Below are 21153 nucleotides of genomic sequence, written 5' to 3'. Positions count from 1 at the left end.
ACCGCCGACATTCTGCTTGTAAGGCAGACGCTCTACCAACTGAGCTAAGCGCCCTTAACGTCTTCATCGTTTGTGAGGTGCATTATAGAGAATCTTTACAGCCTGTCAAACGCTTTTGCCATTCTTTTCTGAAAAAACCGTACGAATGATTAAAAAATAAGTAATTCCATGCAAAAACTGATATTTTCGTATTTTATTTAAGCACTTATTTGCATTTTCATATGTCATTTTCTAAGGCTTGTTCGGATATATAGACCAGCGCCTGTTCGGAAACGAGTTCAAATAGCTCGATAATTTCATCATTTTTCATTCGAATACAACCATGCGACATCGGCACACCCATTGGCTCTGTATCCGGCGTACCATGAATATAGATATAACGCTTAAAGGTATCGTGCCCTTCCCCATGGTTGAAGCCTTCTTCAAGACCATCCAGCCACAAAATTCGCGACAAGATCCAGTCTCGCTGTGGAAATTGCTGGGCTAATTGCAAGTCGTATACTTCACCTGTCGGTTGACGTGCAATAAATACTGCATTCTTCGGTGCATCGCCGCCAATCTTTTGGGCGACCTGATGCCAGCCTCTTGGGGTCTTTCCACTATTTTCCTGTTCACCGATACCGTTTTTGCCCGAAGAGATCACATAGAATTTATTCTGTTTCGGCAAACGTAGCGTTTGTTGTGCCAAGTCTATGATGATGTCTGCCTGATCAAGGGTATAGGTCATTTTTATCTCGATAGATGATAGAACCCATTTATTTCAACATAGATGAAACCATTTTTCTTGTATTTTTCAGTAGTTTTAGTAGGTGATAGGTGTTAAAGCTGACGAGAAAAATAAAATAGAATCGTAGACATGCTCTGCGTTCTTTGTTCCTGTTATTCGAATATGTTTTGGATGGGGTTTAAGACAAAGATTGCTTAATGTATTTACTCGAATAAAGTTCTCGTCTTGCGCATGAGGAATCTATTCCGTAAGAGCGTTGCTTTTCTTCACTCGCCACTCGCAGCATAGCCGCTCGTCTTGCGCATGAGGAATATATTCCGCAAGAGCGTTGCTTTTCTTAACGCTGCTCAGGCTCGGGTCTTAACCATAACCACACAGCCACGATAAACATGGTGACATCGGTAAAGACTTTCACCCAAAACGGCGCATTGGTAAATAGCATCAGGATACCGCTGAGCAACATCATGATACTGGCGATCCATTTCGCCTTCCGTGGGACTGTGCCATGTTCACGCCAGTTGCGTAAGGTCGGGCCATATTTAGGATGGTTCAACAACCAGGCATCCATTTCCGGCCAGCCTTTGGAGGCAGCCCACGCAGCCAGAATCAGGAAGACCGTGGTTGGCATGCCCGGCAAAATTGCCCCAATGATTCCCAACGTAATAAAAATCACGACCAAGCTACGCCAGAATAAAGTTTTCATTGAGCAATTAACCAACACCTGTTTACAACCGTGCTAGTATAAAGTGTTTTTTATGTGGTTTCTTAAACTTAACTTACTATTTCAACGATTGAGTGGCTTGATGTCGAAAATGATTACCACCCCTTGTTTTTTTGAGCCGTGGTTACAGTTTAAGAATCCAATCGTACGGCATTTGGCATTCTCCATTGCCAGTCCGAATATTCTGGCTGATATTCCGAAGGATCTCAGCTTCAAACATTATTTTGAATTACATCGGGATTCGATCTGGCAAACACATTATCAAAATTATGAAACCCGCTTAAAGCAACTGGATCAGCAGCCACAACCCCTCATCGATTTTCTGGCTCAACTTAAAAGTACTCGACTGGGCCTACGTTTTGAAAATCTGCTCTGGTTTTGGTTACTGGAGGATGACTACCATCCTTATCAGTTGCTTGGACATAGCATTCAAAAAATTGCAGGTGCCATGACCTTAGGTGAGCTAGATTTTGTTATGTTTAATCAGGAAACCAAACAAGTTGAGCACTGGGAAGTTGCCTTAAAATATTATTTAGGCGAAGGAAAACTCGATCTTGCACAATGGTTTGGGTTAAATAGAGAAGATACCCTTCAACGTAAATTAAAACATTTTACCGAACGTCAATTTCAGTTTACTGAAGCCAACAACCACCGCATTCAGCGTAAGTTTGCAGTGATGAAAGGTCAGTTGTACCTGCCTTCAGATCAAAACCAATTCAATCTACCTGCGTGGGTCAATACAACACGGCGTTTAGGTCAATGGGGAACGCATATTCCCGCCGAACCGTTTTATCGTTTACAACGCCACGAATGGCTCTGCCCGGATCAGGGAGTTTCTTCACAACCCGCCATCTGGTGGACCAATGGGCTTTATTATCTCCATACACCAACACCAAGTTTTTATATGTACCGTCAAGCTTCTCTTTTGTTTAATTTAACTTAACTCACTTATTATTTGTCTAAATAACATTTTATAACACATTTACCATCAAACCCTTATGTTCATTTAATGGTAAATTTTTTAGCCTCTTAAGTACATCATAATTACATTTAAACGGAGAAGATGATGAAAAAAATCTTAGTTGCTTCGATCATGACTGCTTTTGTTCTCACTGGCTGTAATACATTTAAAGGTTTTGGGCAGGATGTGTCTAAAGCGGGTGATAAAGTCTCTCAAACCGCCGAAAAAACTCAAGATAAAATGTAATTTCTATAGAACAAGCTGTACCAAACCTTATCTAGACCTAGATAAGGTTTATTTTTAATACCTTTCTCCATCAGATTCCCCTATTATATCGGTTCATATTTCACCAGATTTAGCTACATCTCGCATGAACCATTCCGATACGCTTGAACTTAGTTTACAACTCCTACGCCAGCCTTCAGTGACCCCTGTTGACCATGATTGCCAGAATATTATGGCCGAACGCTTAGCAAAGATTGGCTTTAATATCGAAAACATGCGTTTTGAAGATGTTGATAATTTGTGGGCACGTCGTGGTACGGAAAGTCCGGTATTCTGTTTTGCAGGACATACCGATGTGGTGCCGACCGGCCATTTAGATGCATGGAATTCAGACCCGTTTTTACCCAGCATTCGTGATGGTAAGTTATATGGTCGTGGCTCTGCCGATATGAAAACAGCGTTGGCAGCTATGGTGGTTGCATCTGAACGTTTTGTTGCCAAACATCCGAACCATAAAGGTTCAATTGCATTTTTAATCACTTCCGATGAAGAAGGCCCATCAATTAACGGTACCGTTAAAGTGGTTGAAACACTGGAAGCGCGCAATGAAAAGATGACCTGGTGTCTGGTCGGTGAACCATCCAGTACGCATCAGTTGGGTGATATTGTTAAAAATGGTCGTCGTGGTTCATTGAATGCCGTTTTAACCGTTCATGGTAAACAAGGCCATGTCGCCTATCCACATCTGGCAGAGAATCCGATTCATACCGCATCTAAAGCCCTCAGTGAACTGTGTGAAACGGTTTGGGACAATGGTAACGAATATTTTCCTGCGACTTCTTTCCAGATTTCTAATATTCAGGCAGGTACAGGCGCGACCAATGTGATCCCTGGTACGCTGAAAGTCACCTTCAACTTCCGTTATTCAACTGAAGTTACCGCCGATCTCCTGAAACAACGTGTGCTTGAGACGCTAGACAAACATCAGCTTAACTACGATATTCAATGGACCTTGTCTGGCTTGCCATTCCTTACCCCTGTGGGCGAGCTGGTGAATGCAGCAAAAACCGCGATTAAGAATGTGACTGGCGTGGATACTGTGCTATCTACCAGTGGTGGAACCTCGGATGGCCGTTTTATCGCACCAACAGGCGCACAGGTGCTTGAGCTGGGGGTATTGAATGCCACCATCCATCAGATCAATGAACATGTCAATGTTGCAGAGTTAGAGCCACTTGCGGAAATCTATGAGCAAATTTTAATTGAGCTACTGGCTTAATCCTCGTAAGAGCACATAAAAAAGGAACTCAAATGAGTTCCTTTTTTATTACAACCCCAGTTGGGTTTGGATGTTTTGCAGATGAGGGACATAGAACTTGCTCTCCCCCATCTTTACATATTGAAAGACTTTATCATCATCAATGTCACGTTCTTCATCGACAATCTCCGAAATACGTAAACGGATCGATTCAGGCATTTCATTACAGACCAATGCAAAACGCTGTGACACATCCTCACCTTCCACCACCAGGGCCACGCCTTGTTTTTGGGCAGGATCATTGACCGCATAAACAGGCAGCTTCAAATCATGCCATTCAATATGTTCAACATTGGTTTGGGTGTCCATGGCTGACAAGACAATGTTTTGCGGTAACAGCATCGGAACCTTTTGATGACATTGAATAATGTAGGCATCAATAAATCCGGTTGAGACCGTAATTAAATGTTGTAACTCTTGCTGGTCAATCTGTCCCAATGCCGAGTTTGCGCTTTTTTTTACCATTGTTTGCTACCTCTTAGCGCACAGCCAGTAAAGTTTCAATATTTTCCAGAAGTGCTTCTTCTTGGAACGGTTTACCCATATATTGACTTACACCGAGTGACAATGCGCGTTCACGATGTTTCTCACCGGTACGTGAGGTGATCATGATAATTGGCAAGTCCCGATGCAACTCATGATGTCGTACCAGATTGGTGACCTCGAAACCATCCATACGCGGCATTTCAATATCGAGTAGCATCAGATCAGGTTTCACTGTTTCGAGCTGTTCCATGGCATCAACACCATCTTTGGCAGTCACGACATCATAACCCTGGCGCTCTAACAGACGCGAAGTCACCTTACGTACGGTAACCGAGTCATCGACAATCATGATCAGGCGACGTTCATCATAACGCTGTTTGGTATAAGTCTCATCAGCCTGCTTACTCCGCGCAGTCGACTGCGCTTGTCGTGCAATATTCTGACCATCCAGAATCAAACAGACCTGACCATCCCCCAGAATCGTAGCGCCTGCAATGACACCGATACTCGAGAACTGCTGCCCGACTGGTTTCACCACAATCTGACCACGCGAACCAATCAACTGATCCACCAGTAATGCCGTGGTCTGGCCTTGTGCACCTTTGATCAGCAACACCGGTAAAGAATGCACCACACCACTCAAACGCGGAATTGGCTGACCTGCCACAAACTCAGAAAGATAGCGTAAACGGTAACGTTCCTGATCAATGGTGAAATAGTCATCCTGACTGTCAAAGTATTGTTCCAGTGCCATAGGTGAAATACGCACAATACGGTCGATCTGGGCCAACGGGAAGGCAAACTGCTGATCGCCCGCTTTAACCATCAAGGCGTCACTCACGGCAACCGTGGTTGGAACGCGGATGGTAAAGGTCGTGCCTGTCCCCAATCTGGAATCGACACTGACATGACCACCCAGAGCTTTAATATCGCTTTGTACTACATCCAGCCCCACACCACGCCCAGAAATCTGCGTGACCTGAGCCGCCGTACTGAAACCCGGATGGAAGATAAATTGTAAAATTTCTTCCTGTTCCAGCTTCTGATCTGGCGTCATGAGCCCGGTTTGCAGTGCTTTTTCTTTAATTCGGTTAACATCAATGCCCTTACCATCATCACTGAAAGTGACGACCACATCCGTACCCTGACGGCCAATGTTCAGGACAATATGCCCGGTTTCAGGTTTCTTGGCCTGTAAACGCTGTTCACGATCTTCAATCCCATGGTCAATCGCGTTACGCAACATGTGCTCAAAAGGTGCAACCAGACGCTCGAGAATACTGCGGTCCAATTCCCCTTCAGTATTATTCACCACCAATTCGGTTGGTCGATTTAATGCCGAAGCTGTTTGACGCACGATTCGCTGTAAACGCGGCAACAGGCGTGAAAATGGCACCAGACGGGTACGCATGAGGCTTTCTTGAATTTCAGCCTGAATACGCGATTGTTGCAGCAACAACCCTTCTGTATCACGAATCTTTTCAGACAATGTGGTCTTGAAATCGACCAAGTCCGAAGCCGATTCGGCAAGCGATTTTGACAGCTGGTTCAGCGATGAATACTGGTCCATCTCCAATGGGTCGAAGTCGGCATAACGCGCATCTTCCCCGCCATGTCGTGCAATAATCTGGCTTTCCAGCTCCCCTTCCATTCGACGTAACTGATCCGCCAAACGCTTGATCGCCAGTTCCATTTCTGTCAGCGTACCGCCGAGTTGCCCCAAATCCATCTCGATACGCGAACGGTTGATCGCATTTTCCCCTGACAGGTCAATCATCTTCTCGATGACATCCGCAGAGACACGAATCATCTCATTATTCTGCTCAATGCGTTCTGTGGTTTCCCACTCGCCCAGCATTGACGGCGGTTCTGTGCCATCGCCCTGAACAAACTCCATGGTATATTCAGGTGTGAAGATATCTCTTGCAGAAAGTTTCTGAGGAAGCTGTGCAGAAACGTCGACAAACTCCATCTTCTCCAGACTTTGTTTCAACCCATCAAAATTGGCATATTGGCGTTTAAAGATGGCCTCATGCAACCATGCCAATGCGGTATTGAGTAAGTTGTCATACACATTTGAATTGAAATGATGCACACCAAACTGCTCAAAAGCATTTTCCAGATGGTAGGCAATCACGGCAATGGCATCCATCTCAGCCATGCGCGCGCCACCTTTTAAACTGTGAGCATTACGCTGTAACTGAAGCAACAGACTACGATTACCGCGTTGTTCAAACCATTGCTTCAATAAGCTTTGAGCCTGTTCCAGTAACTCTTCTGCTTCCTCCAGGAAAGTCTGCTCGACCAGCGAGCGGACATCATCGTCCAATGATGCCGCAACTGTCTCAACGCTTTGAGCTGCTGAAGTCGTATCGCGTATCTCATCCGAAGCAACATCACTGCTTTCTGGCTGCAAGTTCAGCGTTTGTGTATCAGGCTGAGCTTCAACTTCAGCTAATTCAGGGACTTCTGACTGTGCCTCAACAACATCCACTTCAATTGTTGCAAGGGTCTCTACCGGCTCAATCACAGGCTCAAGCATTGCAGGCACAACCGTTTGGTCTGCCTGTTGCAATAACTGCACCACATGCGTCGATGGATAATCTGTTTGCTGATCGCGAATGGTCTGAATCCGGTCTGCAATGTCATCCTGAGCTAAACGAATAATCGCGACCAGTTGCGGTGTTGCCTGAATGTGCTGATTGATCAGCTTTTCATAGAGACTTTCCAATTCATGTGCAATCAAACCAATATGGCGCGCCTGAATCATATTTGAACCCCCTTTCAAGGTGTGCAAATAACGCATCAGATTTTTTAGAGCATCCAAATTGTGATGATCGGCAGTCCATGTGTTTAGGTCAGTATCAATCCCTGCAAGCAGTTCATCCGCTTCTTCAAGGAAAATATCCAGCAAGTCTGGATCGAAGTCACGATTTGACGCTGCTGATTGTAATTGTTGCTTATCCAGTGCCAATTGTGCTGCAAATGCAGTGACATCAATAGCGGCATTGGCTGGGGTCGTTCCCGCAATACCTGTCTCAACAGCGTGCTCATGAGCCTCTGTTTCAACCGTCTCGAGTACACGCTGCGGCGTCGCGGAAGTAAAGTCTGCTTGCGTTGCTGTAAGCGTGGTTTTTTCCAGATTATGTAGAACGGCCAAAGCATGTGTCGCTGGATAATCGACCTGCTGATCACGAATGATCTGGATACGGTCAGCAATATCATCCTGTACCGCACGAATCACAGCAATCAGTGCAGGCGTTGCTTGAATTTGCTGATTAATCAGCTTTTCATAAATGCTTTCAAGTTCATGCGAAATCAGGCCAATATGACGCGCCTGAATCATATTTGAACCACCTTTCAAGGTGTGCAAATAACGCATCAGATTCTTTAAGGCATCCACATTGTTATGATCCGCCGCCCATGTACTTAAATCAGTATCAATCCCGGCAAGCAGTTCATCCGCTTCTTCCAGGAAAATATCCAACAAGTCTGGATCAAAATCACGGTTCGCTTCATCCAAATCCAACTGTTGCTTATCCAGCGCAAACTGGGCAGCTAAATCAGTGACAGCACTTGAAGTTGCTTGTGGTTCAATCGCCAAAGTTTCTTCAACTGTATGAGTCTCGGCAACCACAGGTTCTTGCTGTACAGACTCAACATTTTGCTGGGTAAATGAGCTTAATTCATTTAAGACACGCTCATGTGCTTTGGTTAAAGTAACACGCTGGCCTGCTGCCAAGGTATCAAACAACTGGATAAACTGTTGATGAACCTGATGATAAAGCTCAAAGGCATAATCCAGATGAAGTAAACTTGGTTTAAAAATAAGATCCTGATAGCTTGAACGCAACAAGCTGGTGTACTGATACATGCCAATCGTTGCATGATGATGCGTATGTTGTAACAGGATTTCCGCCTGTTGACTCAGTAACTGGATATATTGCGGAAACTCATGGCGTGCACGCTTCTCGAAATCAAACTCGACATCCAGTAAATCATTAATTTCCAATTCAATTAACTGAGACACCAGACCTTGAGGACGCACTGCATCGCCATGCTTTTCCTCTAGCTGGAAATCATAACCATCCCAAGCAACATTAAAAGTCTCATAAATTTCATTGAGCTTTTGTGGGCTGCCTGCATGCTTCAAGGTATGTAAATAATCCCCAACAAACTGCGCATAATGCGTCAGTAAAGCCGTTTCATCCGAACTTGAGTCCAGTTCTTCCTGCAATAAGGTTTTAAACAGGTTTTCAACTTTTGAGCTGGCTTCAAAGACATGATCCACATGTGCCATGGCAGAACTGCCACGCAAGGTGTGTAATGCACGAATCAGGGTATTGTATTGATCATTGCTTGGATGATCATTTTGTAAGAACTGATTGATGGTCGCCAGGTGTTCTTCCGCTTCTTCCTGGAAAATAGCCAGGGTTTCTTTGGCCAAGGCTTCATCTTCAAATGGTGCAGCCAATTCAAGCTCAGAGACAGGCTCAGCTTGCTGTGGCGCTTGTTCCAGTACATCCGTTTCGACGACAGCATCATCCACTCGCTCAAGGCCAGTCAATCCCTGTTCATGATTAAGATCAATGGCAAGATTTAACAGCGCTGCTAGCGCAGGTTCAGGACTTTGCTGTTGTTGTAATTGTTGTCCGAGTAAAACCAAAGGTTTGAAATCAACCTGATGGGCCTGAACCGCCTTGAAGTCATGCGCCAGTTTAAAGCGATAAAGATTAAAAACCGTCTGTACATATCGCTGAATATCAGCATTCAACGTAATCGTGCCCGCAATCACACGATTTAAAGTATCTTCAACTGTCCATGCCAGCTCACCTGAAGACTTCGCCCCCACCATTCGTCCAGAGCCTTTTAAGGTATGGAAGTGACGACGAATATCGGTAAGCACATGCTGTTGATGTGGTTGTTCTGTCCATTGAATAAGTAACGGCTCTAACTCAACAAAGATTTCATCCAATTCTTCAATAAAAATTTCAAGAATCTCTGCATCTTGTTCAAGATAACTGTCTTCAGGAAGCGTCATCGTTTCAACTAACGTTTTTAATATTTGTTTCATAGCTGCTTCTTTCGTTTTTATCCACCAATGTGGGTAAAAATTACGTCTATCTATCACACAAGATGTAGTTCCACTGCGCCATCACCTTGTTGAGATATCCAACACATCTAAAATGGAAAGACAGACACCCCCATCTGCCTTTCCAATTCGGTTTACTCAGGTAACTTAAAGTCAGTTACTGATTCACGTAACGATTCAGCCATATTTGCCAACTCAGAAACTGAGCGTGCTGTATCAAAAGTTGCTGTTGTCGTTTGTGACGTAATTTCCTGTACAACATTCATCGTGGTTGCAATATGACTGGCAGAAGCAGACTGAAGTTTTGCCGCATCCGAAATGCTTGCAATCAGTTTCGCCAAGTCACCCGATACCGTTTGAATCTCATCCAGTGCAATACCCGCATCTTTTGCCAGATTTGCACCACGTACAACCTCGGAAGTGGTTTGTTCCATGGAGATTACGGCTTCATTGGTATCCGTTTGAATGGTTTTCACCAGACTTTCGATCTGTTTGGTTGCTGATGCAGAACGTTCCGCAAGACGCTGTACTTCATCGGCTACGACCGCGAAACCACGACCAGCTTCACCTGCCATCGACGCCTGAATGGCGGCGTTTAATGCCAGAATGTTGGTTTGATCGGCAATATCGTTAATCAACGAGACGATGTTACCAATCTCTTGAGAAGATTCACCCAAACGTTTAATACGTTTCGAGGTTTCTTGAATCTGTTCACGAATGTGATCCATCCCTTCAATTGAACGGTTTACCACTTGTGCACCATTGGTCGCGATCTGTACCGAACGTTGTGCTACATCAGCAGATTCAGATGCGTTGGCAGATACCTGGTCAATGGACAGTGCCATTTCGTTCATTGCTGCGGATGCACCTGCAATTTCTTGCGCCTGATGTTCGGAAGCTTCAGCTAACTGGTTGGTAATGTTCTGGGTATCTTGGGTATAGCGTGCAACTTCTTGTGAAGTATCGGTGATTCGCGATACAAGGTCACGTAACTGATCGATCGCAAAGTTAATCGAGTCGGCAATGGCACCGGTAAAGTCCTCAGATACTGTTGCATAAGAACGTAAGTCACCATCTGCCAAGTCTGCGATCTCATCAAGTAAACGTAAAATCGCATTCTGGTTACGGTCATATTCGTCTTGTAAACGGGTTACACGCTCTTTATCGGTATTACTACGTAAAGCAAGCAATTGCAGTGCAGAGAAAACCAATAGACCTAAAGCACCAATCAGTACGATACCTGCAATCACATTGCCCCAGCCACCTTCAGCTTTATTCGATAACGCATTTAAAGAGTTCAACAACGCATCAGATTGAGAGAAAATTTGCGAAGATGCCTGACGTACGCGCACGATCTGGTTGGCATTTTGCAATACCGTTGCCGCTGCTGATTTCAACACGGCGTCATAGTCAGATTTAATGCTGTCTACAGACTCACGTAAAGCCGCCGAACTAATACGGTCTACACCCAGTTCAGAACTACCGTTTAACTGTGCATTTAAATACACACCAAAAGTATCAATATCGGCACCGAAGTCATTTGCAGAAACACTCGAATTATCTGTACCAACCAGCACCGAGTTGATCGAACGTAAAATACGTTCGGCAATAAAGACCTGGTTCTTGGTAATAATTACCTGACTACTTGGCATGTTCTCACGTACCATCTGGTCCACCATCAGGTTATATTCAGCCTGAATCTCGGGGATGGTATCGCTAATTGCAATGTTGGTATCATAAAGCTGGTTAATGACTTTTTGTTGTGAAGCAATCAAGTCAATATTCTTGGAGATGCCGCTCCAGAGTTCATTCACCTTCTTGTATTCATCAGAACCTTTACCATAGACACTTTCAACCGTTTCCAGGTTTTCAGTAAATTGTTTTTCTGATTCAACCAGCTTTTTCATCTCTTCAGGTTTACCAGAAGCAGTTGCTTCGGTCGCCTGTCGTGAAATTGTTTGTGATAACAAACGCAACTCGCCCAGACTACGGGTTAACTGGTTTGAACGTGGCACACTGACGAACAAGTAGATTAAGAGGATGACTGCAAGGGCCAAAGCAATTAAAGCACGATAGATAATCGGTTTTGATTTCTCAGTTTCACCGAATAAACGGGAAAACTGATCGAGTTGCGTTCGTATATTGTCTAGGAACGCTCCCCCCTTTTTCAGCCCCGCACTATCACTACCATTCTTTTTTTTAAGTTTAAAGCCCATATCAGCTTCTCCCCGAAATACGCCCTTATGTTCCGTAGCGCATTAAATTAGTTTATAAATTTTATTGATGCATTCATGTATTGAGGATTTTTTAATAACCGACTCAATAAGAACACATGCCATTGTTGATTATGCTGGTGGAAATGACCTTGGCAATAGTCTTTTAACTTATGATCGAGATCATTATTTTGAGAGAAAAAACTCTTTTTATTAAAGTGTTGAATCCCCAAAACCTGATCTACGACCAACCCCACATAATGATCTTGATGGCTAATACAAATCACTTTTTGCGTCGGAGAAAACTGGCTTCGTTGTCCTGAAATAAAATGTGTCAAATCAGAAACTGAAAGCAGTCTTCCACGAATATTTGCCAAACCACGTACCCACGCCTGGGTATTTGGTACTGGTGTATATTTCGGAGGATAAATTACCTCGGAAATTTCCCCCAACGGCGCAACAAAATATTGCCCCAACATCTCAAATGCAATGCCCGACCAACGGTTGGTTTCGTTTTGAGTTGAAGTATATTGTTTATTGCCTCGCTTGGATAAACGAAGCAACTCGATAAATCCATTTGCTGCCATACCCTATCCCGTATTGAATAATGAGAAGGCTCACACCGAGCGAAATTAGCTTAATAATTGTTTAATTACATCAATAAGTTGCTGTTCATCTACAGGTTTGGTCAAATAATCGCACGCGCCCTGACGTTTTCCCCAGACACGGTCAGTGGCCTGATCTTTGGTACTGACAATTACAACCGGAATATGCTGCGTGTCTTTCCCTTTACTGATCTGGCGTGTGGCCTGAAAGCCGTTCATGCCCGGCATCACCACATCCATAAGCACTAAATCAGGTAATTCTGCTTGTGCCAAGGTCACCCCATCTGCGCCATTGGTTGCTTCTATCACGTCATAACCGTGTTTGGTTAAAATCTCTCTAAAGCGGAAAGTTTCAGTAGGTGAATCATCTACAATAAGTATGCGAGCCATTTTTTCCTCAATCTTTAATTTTATGCGTTAACGTGGTTGCGAATCGCGTTTAACAACTCATCTTTACTGAATGGCTTGGTCAAATATTCATCCGAACCCACAACACGGCCTTTCGCCTGATCAAACAAACCGTCTTTGCTCGATAACATGATGACTGGAATATTTTGGTAATTTAGAGAGTTTTTAATTAATGCACAGGTTTGGTATCCGTCTAAACGAGGCATCATAATGTCAACAAAAACGATATCCGGATTAGCTTCTGCAATTTTTGATAATGCTTCAAAGCCATCAACCGCCGTGATGACTTCACAACCTTCACGTTGCAATAACGTTTCAGCTGTACGACGAATCGTCTTGGAATCGTCAATCACCATCACTTTTAAATTTTGAAATTTATCTTCCATTTATTGTCCTGCCCCAATACTCAATACAAATTATGTTTGGTTTAATTTGTTTTATACAGATCAGTGGATATTTTTAACATATCTTTACTTGCATTATCAATGAAGTTTTTTGAACCAACCTATCAGTTTCTCTTAACAATCCTAAGCAGATCACACTTTTAATTAAATTCCTAATTTTTTTGCTGAATAAGTATTTTTAAATGTATAAATTAGCACTAATATACAACTGATTATTATTTAAAAATAAGTGATTTAATTAACTTTTTTTCGGGGAATGTAATGACTGGTTCGTTAAAGTGCGGTTTCCGCATTCGTCACTTTACAACGATTACTCGTACTTACATCTGCTCATTTTTTTTATGCTGTGTGACTAGCTCATCTTTTGCTGTCGTTGAACCCTCCAAAGCAACCTGGTATCGCTATTATGACAAGAACGGCGTTGCCAATGTCAGCACTTCGGTGACACCCGAACACATCCGTTATGGTTATGAAGCACTTGATCGTAATATGCAGGTGATTAAACGTAACCGGCCTTATAGTGCTGCTGCAGATGCACAACAATCTGCCCAGCGCGAGTCTGCCGCTCGTCGTCGTGAACAGGATTTAAGACTAAAACGTGCCTATGGCAACCCACAGATTGCTACGGCAAAACGTGACCAGATTCTAGCGAATCTAAAAAAGCAGCTGAATTACCAGCAAGAGCAGTTACAGCAACTGCAAAAAGATAAAATTGCATTTAAACGGCAGGAAATGGATTATCACCGCAAAGGTGAGATGCTGCCGGCCCAGTTAAAAAGTAATCTGGAAAATAATTCCAAAAATATTGAAAACGTCAAAAAAACCGTTGAAAGCTTGCGCAATGCCTATCATAAAACCGAGACAGAATATGCCGACATCATCGCCCGTTTAAAGACACTGGAATAAAAACGAGCTTTTAAAAGCAAGAAATGACCCCACCAATTCGCCTTTTACTTCATCCAGTTGACTCTACATTTTCAACATTTAAATACATTGCAGTGGTTTATACTGCGCTAAATTGAATGATTCATGTCATAATGCCAGCAGCTCAAAGTGAGCCGATTATTTTTGCTCCTTGTTGTAGCATCTTTTAAATAACACTTAACTTTAGGACAGTTTCCATGCGCGCAAGCCGCTTTTTATTTGCAACGTTAAGAGAAACCCCAAATGATGCTGAGGTCATTTCACACCAGCTCATGTTACGTGCGGGGATGATTCGTAAACTCGCTTCTGGCTTATACTCTTGGTTGCCCATGGGAACGCGTGTTTTAAAGAAAGTCGATGCCATTGTGCGTGAAGAGATGAACCGTTCAGGTGCATTAGAAGTCTTTATGCCAGTGACGCAACCTGCTGCATTATGGGAAGAATCTGGCCGTTTTGAACAATACGGCCCAGAATTATTACGTTTTAAAGATCGTCATGATAATCCGTTCGTATTGGGCCCAACCCACGAAGAAGTGATTACCGATTTAGCCCGTAATGAACTGAAAAGTTATAAACAATTACCGCTGAATTTCTATCAGATCCAAACCAAATTCCGTGACGAAATTCGTCCACGTTTCGGGGTGATGCGCTCTCGTGAATTCATCATGAAAGATGCATATTCATTCCATACAGATCAGGCATCATTGCAAGAAACCTATGATGTGATGTATGACACCTACAGCCGTATCTTTACCCGCTTAGGTCTGGATTTCCGTCCAGTACAGGCAGATACAGGTTCAATCGGTGGTTCAGCTTCACATGAGTTTCATGTGCTTGCAGCCAGTGGTGAAGATGATATCGCGTTCTCGACTGACTCTGATTATGCAGCCAATGTTGAAATGGCTGAAGCAGTTCTGGTGGGCGAACGTGCTGCCGCGACTCAAGCTTATACGCTTGTCGACACACCAAATCAGAAAACCATTGCAGATGTTTGCCAGTTCCTAAATGCAGATGCCAAGCAATCAGTCAAAGCGCTACTGGTACAAGGCCCAACCGATGAAAAAGGCAATACACCTGTAGTTGCCCTGTTCTTACGCGGTGACCATGAGCTGAATGATATTAAAGCTGAAAAACATCCTTTAATTGCTGCACCTTTAACTTTTGCAACTGAAGCACAGTTACAAGAACATGGTTTGACTGCTGGTTTCTGTGGCCCACAAGGTCTGGTTGAAAAAGGCTTAACCGTAATTGTGGATCGTGCCGCATCGGTATTGGCTGATTTTGTTGCCGGTGCCAATGAAGTGGACAAACATGCGACCGGTGTCAACTGGGATCGTGATGCCAAATTCACAGAAGTATTCGACTTACGTAATGTGGTTGAAGGCGATCCATCTCCAGATGGTAAAGGTACACTTCAGATCAAACGTGGTATTGAAGTCGGTCATATCTTCCAGTTAGGTACCAAATATTCAGAAGCCTTAAACTGTAAAGTATTGGGTGAAGATGGGAAACCTTTAACCGTGACCATGGGTTGTTACGGCATTGGTGTAACACGTGTGGTCGCCGCTGCCATTGAGCAAAACTTTGATGACAAAGGCATTATCTGGCCGCAAGCGATTGCACCTTTTGAAGTGGCAATTGTACCAATGAATGCACACAAGTCACCGCGTACCCTCGAAGCAGCTGAAGCACTGTATGCGGAATTGCAGGCACAAGGTTACGACGTACTACTGGATGACCGTAATGAACGTCCAGGGGTGAAATTCTCTGATCTTGAATTGATGGGGATTCCTCATCGTATCGTGATTGGTGAAAAAGGTCTGGATGCAGGTACTTTCGAATACAAAGGCCGTCGCGATGCAGAAGCAAGCAATCTGAACAAAGAAGAATTAATGGCAAAACTGGTCCGTTAATCTGAACAACAGATGTAAAAAAGCCGTTTAATTTAAACGGCTTTTTTTATGGTTCAATTACACGGTTAAATCTTTTACGGTGTCAGATGGACCATTATTTTTGACCGATTCAATCCCCTTATCACGTGACTGCTCACTTGCATAAAGCTGGCTGGTACCAATCACCTGATGATTCGCTGCTTTTAAATTAAAATAAGGTTTGTCATTTTTTGAAGTTAAACGCTCATAACGGGCATCATCTGGACTATTTTTCTGAACAGATGCAATGCCATTCATTGCCGCTGCTTTGGTTTTGTACAATTCACTATTTAAAACCGGCTCACCATTTCCTGCTTTAAGTACAAAACGGTATTGCCCATCGCTTGCCTGACTTACTTCGAACCATCCTGCCATAAGGACCTCTATTTATTGGAGTTACATTTTGATTGTTATCTCATTCAATATAGATCAGCAATTGCCGTTTAAGAAGATTAAATTTTGTTCATTTTTGGTAAGCGATGTAAAAAAAAGGAGCATCAATATGCTCCTTTTCAAGTTACTTCATTAAACTTTTTTCACAAACTCAGACTTCAGCTTCATTGCACCGACGCCATCAATTTTACAATCAATGTTATGACCATCGCTTGCATCGGGTACTAAACGGATGCTTTTTACTTTGGTCCCGACTTTAACCACAGAGGATGAACCCTTAATTTTCAAATCCTTGACAACCGTGACGCTATCCCCATCTGCAAGAATATTGCCATTTGCATCGTTAATAATGTCTTGTACTTCAGCAGCCTGTGTCTCGCCTTCTTTCCACTCATGTGAGCACTCAGGGCAAATCAATAAATCGCCATCTTGATAGGTATATTCTGATTGGCATTGTGGGCAATTTGGAAAAGACATAAAAAAATCTCAAAAAGGCTATTATGCGGGATAGACGCCTTTTTTCAAAATTTTAGGGCTGAATGTCCTTGCCAAGCAAATAATTCTTTAAGACCAGCGCATGATTTAACTCAGGATCTTGAGCTGCATAAATCAGTGTTAACTGTTCATGTGCCGCTATCTGTCTGAGTTGTTCCACATGGGGATTGTCTTGCAGCTCCTGATAATAACCTTGCTGAAAGCTTAACCAATGCTCGGCCTGATGACAAAACGCTTTTCTTAATTCCGTAGACGGTGCAATTTCTTTTAACCACAAGTCCAGATGTGCCCGCTCTTTTGAAATCCCGCGTGGCCACAACCGATCAACCAGCACACGCTGACCGTCAGTTGCTGCAACAGGATCATAAATACGTTTTATTGCAATCAGCACTTTTTTCTCCTGTTTGCAGTCTGCTTAGCTTTCCATTGAAATATCAATGACCTGACCTTTCGCATCAAAGCTGACGCAAATCACATATTGGGTCATCTCATCGGGCAAAGTGAAATCCAGCATTTCACGACTCTCGATCTCATCACTTTGCCATGAATCGGCCAACACCAATAAATCCAGAACCTGTAACGGTGTAGGTACAGCGCTTCCAGAATGTTTTTTCCAATACTCTGGCTCAATTTCTTCAAGGTGGTGCTGGATAAACAACTCCACACTCTCTTCTGCTTGCTGATTTTCTAAAGCAGCACGCATGGCAAGACGCGCAAGCTGCTCTCGTCCTTTAACAATTGCTTGTTCAGACATTTGATTCCCCAATTTAATTTATTCATCCAATATTTTTTGTTTTTCTCACTCAACCGATTTTACTTAACGAAAATCTTTATTCGTCAGGTATATCCGCTTGAACCAACAGGCTTAACAAATACAGGGATTCTTGCCAGCCCAAATAACAGGCTTCTACAGGAATTACATCAGGAATCCCCTCCTGAGTAATATGTAGCTCTGTGCCAACCATAACGGCTTTGAGCTCAATCGTGACCTGAATATCACCCGCTAAGTTTGGATCGTCGAATTTGTCGGTATAACGCAGCAGTTCATTCGGGACAATTTTAATATATTTGCCTCCAAAGCCATGCGTTTGTCCTGTGGAAAAATTGGTAAAGGACATTTTATACGTTCCACCTTCCTGTGGATCGAGGTGGTGAACTTTTGCGGTAAATCCATGCGGTGGTAACCATTTGACCAAGGCATCTGGATCAAGAAAGGCTTTAAAAACACGCGCTGGAGGCGCACTCAATACGCGATGTAGTTTTACTGTTCCTGTCATTATTATTCTCCCATGTCACGCTCATTGTGTTTGGTCGATTTATCATAGCGACTTGGCAGGCGAATGCGATGCCACTGATCTTTCATTTGAACACGATTATCGAGAATCTAAAGCTGCTTTTTTGTGAAAAATGGCGCAAAATAACAGTCCATATTTTAGTGATCAGAATGCAGCTTAGGATTGATCTATGAGTCAGCTTGCTTTTACTGCTTTTAGCTTAAATGGTGTAGATGCGCAAAAATTTTTACAAGGCCAAGTCACCATTCATGTTGAACGCTTATCAGAAAATGAAAGTCGCTATACTGCTATTTGTGATTTAAAAGGACGTATTCATTTTGGTCTATGGATTAAAAAACTCAATCCAGAAAGTTTTGAGTTAGTGACCACGCAAGACCAAGCCGAAGAGTTTGCCAAGCATATTAAAAAGTTTGGTGCTTTTTCCAAAATGAAATTAGAAGAAACAGGTTCGGTTTTCCCAACAGTGAATGGTATTCAAACCGAGTTTTCTTCAACAGAAACTGATATCAATACTTGGCAAATTCAAGCGATTCAATCTGGACAGGCCTGGATTCAACAAAGTACCGAACACCTGTTCCAGCCACAAGAATTACGTCTACATCAACGCGATGGCGTACATTTCGACAAGGGCTGTTACTTAGGTCAGGAAATCGTGGCACGTCTTTGGTTTAAGGCAAAACCAAAACACTGGTTGCACCTGATCCAGGCTCAAGCAGATGTGCCAGCACCTGCCACCCAACTAAGCAAAGATGTTGAAGTGGTCAATAGCATCGCATTTGAAGATGGCTATCTCGCGCTTGTGATTGCCAAACCTGCTGCACTGACAGAACTTGGCGTGACTGTTCTGGATTTGCCTGAAGCATTGAATGGTGATGTGGCAAGACCTCAATAACGCCTTGCTTTGATAAAAATTGTTGCTAAATTAGCCTCCATAAATGGGGGCTTTTTAGTCAATTTTTAAAGTCACTATATACATAAGGACCTTCTTGACTTCCACCAAACTGAGTGACTTAATCAGCCGTTTTGATCTCATTTCAAAATAAAGTTGAAATCCCGTTCTTGTCGAAAATAGAAATGAGCGTTATTGTTCATCTATCCTTAACTCGACTGATTTCTAATGAAAATAATGATCAAAACCCTGCTTTCAGCACTCACCTTGAGTCTGATCGGTTTGCAAACCGTGCATGCTGACAGTAAAACCCTCGAACAAAATTTCAAAAAAAATTATCCAGAGATTGCTATCAAATCAGTTAACCCCTCCCCGTTACCGGGTATTTATGAGGTTTATGCGGCGGGTAAGATGATCTATACCGATGAAACAGCCAAATATCTTTTTTTCGGTAACTTACTGGATGTTCAAAACAAAAAAAATCTGACCGAGGACCGCTTAGCCGAGTTAAGCAAGATTGATATCAAGCAACTGCCGCTTGATCAGGCGATTAAATATGTCAAAGGTAAAGGTGAACGCACGCTCTACGTGTTTAGCGACCCTGATTGTCCTTATTGCCAAAAGCTCGAGCAACACATGACCTCGGTTGATAATGTCACCGTCTATTTGTTTCTGTTCCCGCTAAAAAAATTACATCCTCAAGCCGAAGCGGTGGCCAATAAAATCTGGTGCTCAAAAAATCAATATGAAGCTTGGGAAGATTACATGTTGCACCGTAAAGCCCCAAAAAGCGTGACCCAATGTGAAACACCGATACAGAAGAATCTGGCATTGGGACAAAAGCTGCAGATTGATGGCACACCGACTTTATTCCTGCAAAACGGAATGAGACTCTCAGGTAGCCCACAAAATGCTGAGCAGATTGAACAGCTTTTGAAAGAAGCGAGTACGAAAAAATAAAGATAAAATATGGAGGCTTGTTGACTCTTTTGCCAGCAAGGAGTTGCAAGCCATCATCTAAAATATTAATTATACATATTTGATTTTAAATAAATTATAAAAACACACAGATCAAAACCCGCTTTTCCCCCTGCCAAGATTTATACAAATTCCTTATTTACATTTTTCTGCAAGCTTTTATGATGACAACAGCATATTGAGTTCTGCTATGCAAAGGATGAAAGCAGATCAACATGAGAAAGGAAAAATAAAGATGAAAAAATTGCTCATTGCGAGTTTAATCACCCTTGCAAGCCATACTACCTTCGCCGCTGACAATAAAGTGACCAGCACCAAAGCAGATCCATTGTTTACCAAAGCAACTCAACTGTATGAGGCTAAAGACTATGCTGCTGCTTATCAGGAAATGCAACGACTAGCCAATACTGGCAACACGCAAGCGGTCCATAATCTCGGCTATATGACAGAACATGGTCAAGGCACAGTAAAAGATGAGAAAAAGGCACTACAGTATTATCAGGATGCATCCAGTAAGGGCTACGGACCAGCCAGTTTTCGCTTGGCTCAAGCCTACCATAAAGGTAACTTGGGTCTAGGCAAAGATGCTCAGAAATACAAAGAATATTTAAATAAGGCATCTAGCCAAGGTTCAGATGAAGCAACTGTTGAGTTGGCCGATATCCTGTTTAGACAAGGTAAACCTGAATATGATCAACTGGCTATTCAGAAATTATTACCTTTACTGAAAAAAGATTATTATCCGGCAAAAAACTTAAAAGCAGTGTATGACCTTGGAATTGGAGTGAAGAATAAAAATCCTTTCATGCAGCAACAAGCCGTTGAGAGCTTAAAAGATCTTGCCAAGAAGGATTATGCTCCCTCTCTCATGATTTTGGGTAACATGCTCGCTAACGGCAATATTATTAGTCAGGATCTGGAGCAGGCAAAAAATATTTTTTCTCGTTTAGCCGCAGCAAACTATCCGAATGCTAAAGAATCCCTGGCTCAGGTTGAAGCAGCCATTGCTGCTAAAAAAGCCGCACCCGCCCAAGCCCCTAAAAAATAATTTATGCAGCAGCACTTCACCATGCAAGTGCTGCTGAACA

21 protein-coding genes are annotated in these 21153 nt (G+C 43.0%); 8 read left to right on the top strand and 13 right to left on the bottom strand.

The window, feature by feature from the left end; all coding sequences use genetic code 11:
- Positions 1-217 precede the first annotated feature (217 nt).
- Positions 218-727 (bottom strand): cell wall-recycling L,D-carboxypeptidase ElsL, encoded by a 510-nt coding sequence (gene elsL / locus ACNQO6_RS05140; protein WP_343578743.1) that lies wholly within the window; start codon positions 725-727, stop codon positions 218-220.
- 337 nt (positions 728-1064) lie between these two features.
- Complete coding sequence (locus ACNQO6_RS05135) at positions 1065-1430, bottom strand: YbaN family protein (RefSeq protein ID WP_005226971.1); 366 nt, start codon at positions 1428-1430, stop codon at positions 1065-1067.
- Between the two features lie 100 nt (positions 1431-1530).
- Between ACNQO6_RS05135 and ACNQO6_RS05130 the strand changes: the two genes are divergently transcribed.
- The 3 genes from ACNQO6_RS05130 (at position 1531) to dapE (ending at position 3913) form a co-directional block, all read left to right on the top strand.
- Positions 1531-2391 carry a DUF1853 family protein gene (locus ACNQO6_RS05130; protein ID WP_440208282.1) on the top strand — a complete coding sequence of 287 codons (861 nt, stop codon included), beginning with the start codon at positions 1531-1533 and terminating at the stop codon, positions 2389-2391.
- A 120-nt stretch (positions 2392-2511) separates the two neighbouring features.
- The gene (locus tag ACNQO6_RS05125; protein ID WP_165569309.1) at positions 2512-2655 is read left to right on the top strand and encodes an entericidin A/B family lipoprotein; all 144 of its coding nucleotides are present in this window, start codon (positions 2512-2514) and stop codon (positions 2653-2655) included.
- A 124-nt stretch (positions 2656-2779) separates the two neighbouring features.
- Entirely contained in the window at positions 2780-3913 is a 1134-nt protein-coding gene (gene dapE, locus ACNQO6_RS05120; protein WP_343578745.1) for a succinyl-diaminopimelate desuccinylase, read from the top strand.
- 48 nt (positions 3914-3961) lie between these two features.
- On the opposite strand, the gene ACNQO6_RS05115 is transcribed toward dapE, so the two are convergent.
- The 6 genes from ACNQO6_RS05115 to pilG form a co-directional block, all read right to left on the bottom strand.
- The gene (locus ACNQO6_RS05115) at positions 3962-4417 is read right to left on the bottom strand and encodes a hypothetical protein (RefSeq protein WP_343578746.1); all 456 of its coding nucleotides are present in this window, start codon (positions 4415-4417) and stop codon (positions 3962-3964) included.
- Positions 4418-4430: 13 nt separating this feature from the next.
- Positions 4431-9512 carry an Hpt domain-containing protein gene (locus ACNQO6_RS05110; protein ID WP_440208281.1) on the bottom strand — a complete coding sequence of 1694 codons (5082 nt, stop codon included), beginning with the start codon at positions 9510-9512 and terminating at the stop codon, positions 4431-4433.
- Between the two features lie 152 nt (positions 9513-9664).
- A complete protein-coding gene (locus ACNQO6_RS05105; protein WP_343578748.1) occupies positions 9665-11746 on the bottom strand; it encodes a methyl-accepting chemotaxis protein in 2082 nt (693 codons plus the stop codon).
- Between the two features lie 47 nt (positions 11747-11793).
- A complete protein-coding gene (locus tag ACNQO6_RS05100; RefSeq protein WP_343578750.1) occupies positions 11794-12330 on the bottom strand; it encodes a chemotaxis protein CheW in 537 nt (178 codons plus the stop codon).
- Positions 12331-12375: 45 nt separating this feature from the next.
- The gene (locus tag ACNQO6_RS05095) at positions 12376-12738 is read right to left on the bottom strand and encodes a response regulator (RefSeq protein ID WP_004775365.1); all 363 of its coding nucleotides are present in this window, start codon (positions 12736-12738) and stop codon (positions 12376-12378) included.
- A 20-nt stretch (positions 12739-12758) separates the two neighbouring features.
- Positions 12759-13142 carry a twitching motility response regulator PilG gene (gene pilG / locus ACNQO6_RS05090; protein WP_343578751.1) on the bottom strand — a complete coding sequence of 128 codons (384 nt, stop codon included), beginning with the start codon at positions 13140-13142 and terminating at the stop codon, positions 12759-12761.
- A gap of 279 nt (positions 13143-13421) precedes the next feature.
- Between pilG and ACNQO6_RS05085 the strand changes: the two genes are divergently transcribed.
- Together ACNQO6_RS05085 and ACNQO6_RS05080 are read left to right on the top strand one after the other, a co-directional pair.
- Positions 13422-14066: a hypothetical protein gene (locus ACNQO6_RS05085; RefSeq protein ID WP_343578753.1), complete on the top strand. Its 645-nt coding sequence runs from the start codon at positions 13422-13424 to the stop codon at positions 14064-14066.
- A 215-nt stretch (positions 14067-14281) separates the two neighbouring features.
- Positions 14282-15997, top strand: a complete 1716-nt coding sequence (locus ACNQO6_RS05080; RefSeq protein WP_202740899.1) for a proline--tRNA ligase — start codon at positions 14282-14284, stop codon at positions 15995-15997.
- 57 nt (positions 15998-16054) lie between these two features.
- Here the strand turns inward: ACNQO6_RS05080 and ACNQO6_RS05075 are convergent, their stop codons facing one another.
- The 5 genes from ACNQO6_RS05075 to ACNQO6_RS05055 form a co-directional block, all read right to left on the bottom strand.
- Positions 16055-16390 (bottom strand): YegP family protein, encoded by a 336-nt coding sequence (locus ACNQO6_RS05075; protein WP_199949511.1) that lies wholly within the window; start codon positions 16388-16390, stop codon positions 16055-16057.
- Between the two features lie 150 nt (positions 16391-16540).
- The gene (locus ACNQO6_RS05070) at positions 16541-16885 is read right to left on the bottom strand and encodes a zinc ribbon domain-containing protein YjdM (protein ID WP_440208280.1); all 345 of its coding nucleotides are present in this window, start codon (positions 16883-16885) and stop codon (positions 16541-16543) included.
- 52 nt (positions 16886-16937) lie between these two features.
- Positions 16938-17294: a DUF488 domain-containing protein gene (locus ACNQO6_RS05065; RefSeq protein WP_343578755.1), complete on the bottom strand. Its 357-nt coding sequence runs from the start codon at positions 17292-17294 to the stop codon at positions 16938-16940.
- 24 nt (positions 17295-17318) lie between these two features.
- The gene (locus ACNQO6_RS05060) at positions 17319-17657 is read right to left on the bottom strand and encodes a DUF2004 domain-containing protein (RefSeq protein ID WP_440208279.1); all 339 of its coding nucleotides are present in this window, start codon (positions 17655-17657) and stop codon (positions 17319-17321) included.
- A gap of 76 nt (positions 17658-17733) precedes the next feature.
- Positions 17734-18180, bottom strand: coding sequence for an SRPBCC family protein (locus ACNQO6_RS05055; protein ID WP_343578756.1), 447 nt, complete (start codon positions 18178-18180; stop codon positions 17734-17736).
- Positions 18181-18367: 187 nt separating this feature from the next.
- On the opposite strand from ACNQO6_RS05055, the gene ygfZ reads away from it, so the two are divergent.
- The 3 genes from ygfZ to ACNQO6_RS05040 all read left to right on the top strand — a co-directional run bounded on the left by ygfZ (position 18368) and on the right by ACNQO6_RS05040 (position 21113).
- Positions 18368-19090, top strand: a complete 723-nt coding sequence (ygfZ, locus tag ACNQO6_RS05050) for a CAF17-like 4Fe-4S cluster assembly/insertion protein YgfZ (protein WP_440208278.1) — start codon at positions 18368-18370, stop codon at positions 19088-19090.
- Between the two features lie 234 nt (positions 19091-19324).
- Positions 19325-20047, top strand: coding sequence for a DsbC family protein (locus ACNQO6_RS05045; RefSeq protein ID WP_440208277.1), 723 nt, complete (start codon positions 19325-19327; stop codon positions 20045-20047).
- Positions 20048-20300: 253 nt separating this feature from the next.
- Positions 20301-21113: a tetratricopeptide repeat protein gene (locus ACNQO6_RS05040; RefSeq protein WP_440208276.1), complete on the top strand. Its 813-nt coding sequence runs from the start codon at positions 20301-20303 to the stop codon at positions 21111-21113.
- The last annotated feature ends 40 nt before the right edge of the window (positions 21114-21153 follow it).

The organism is Acinetobacter calcoaceticus, from assembly GCF_051947995.1.
GTDB lineage: Bacteria > Pseudomonadota > Gammaproteobacteria > Pseudomonadales > Moraxellaceae > Acinetobacter.
The sequence above is the reverse complement of the archived record's forward strand: the minus strand, read 5'-3'. Positions and strand labels throughout refer to the sequence as shown.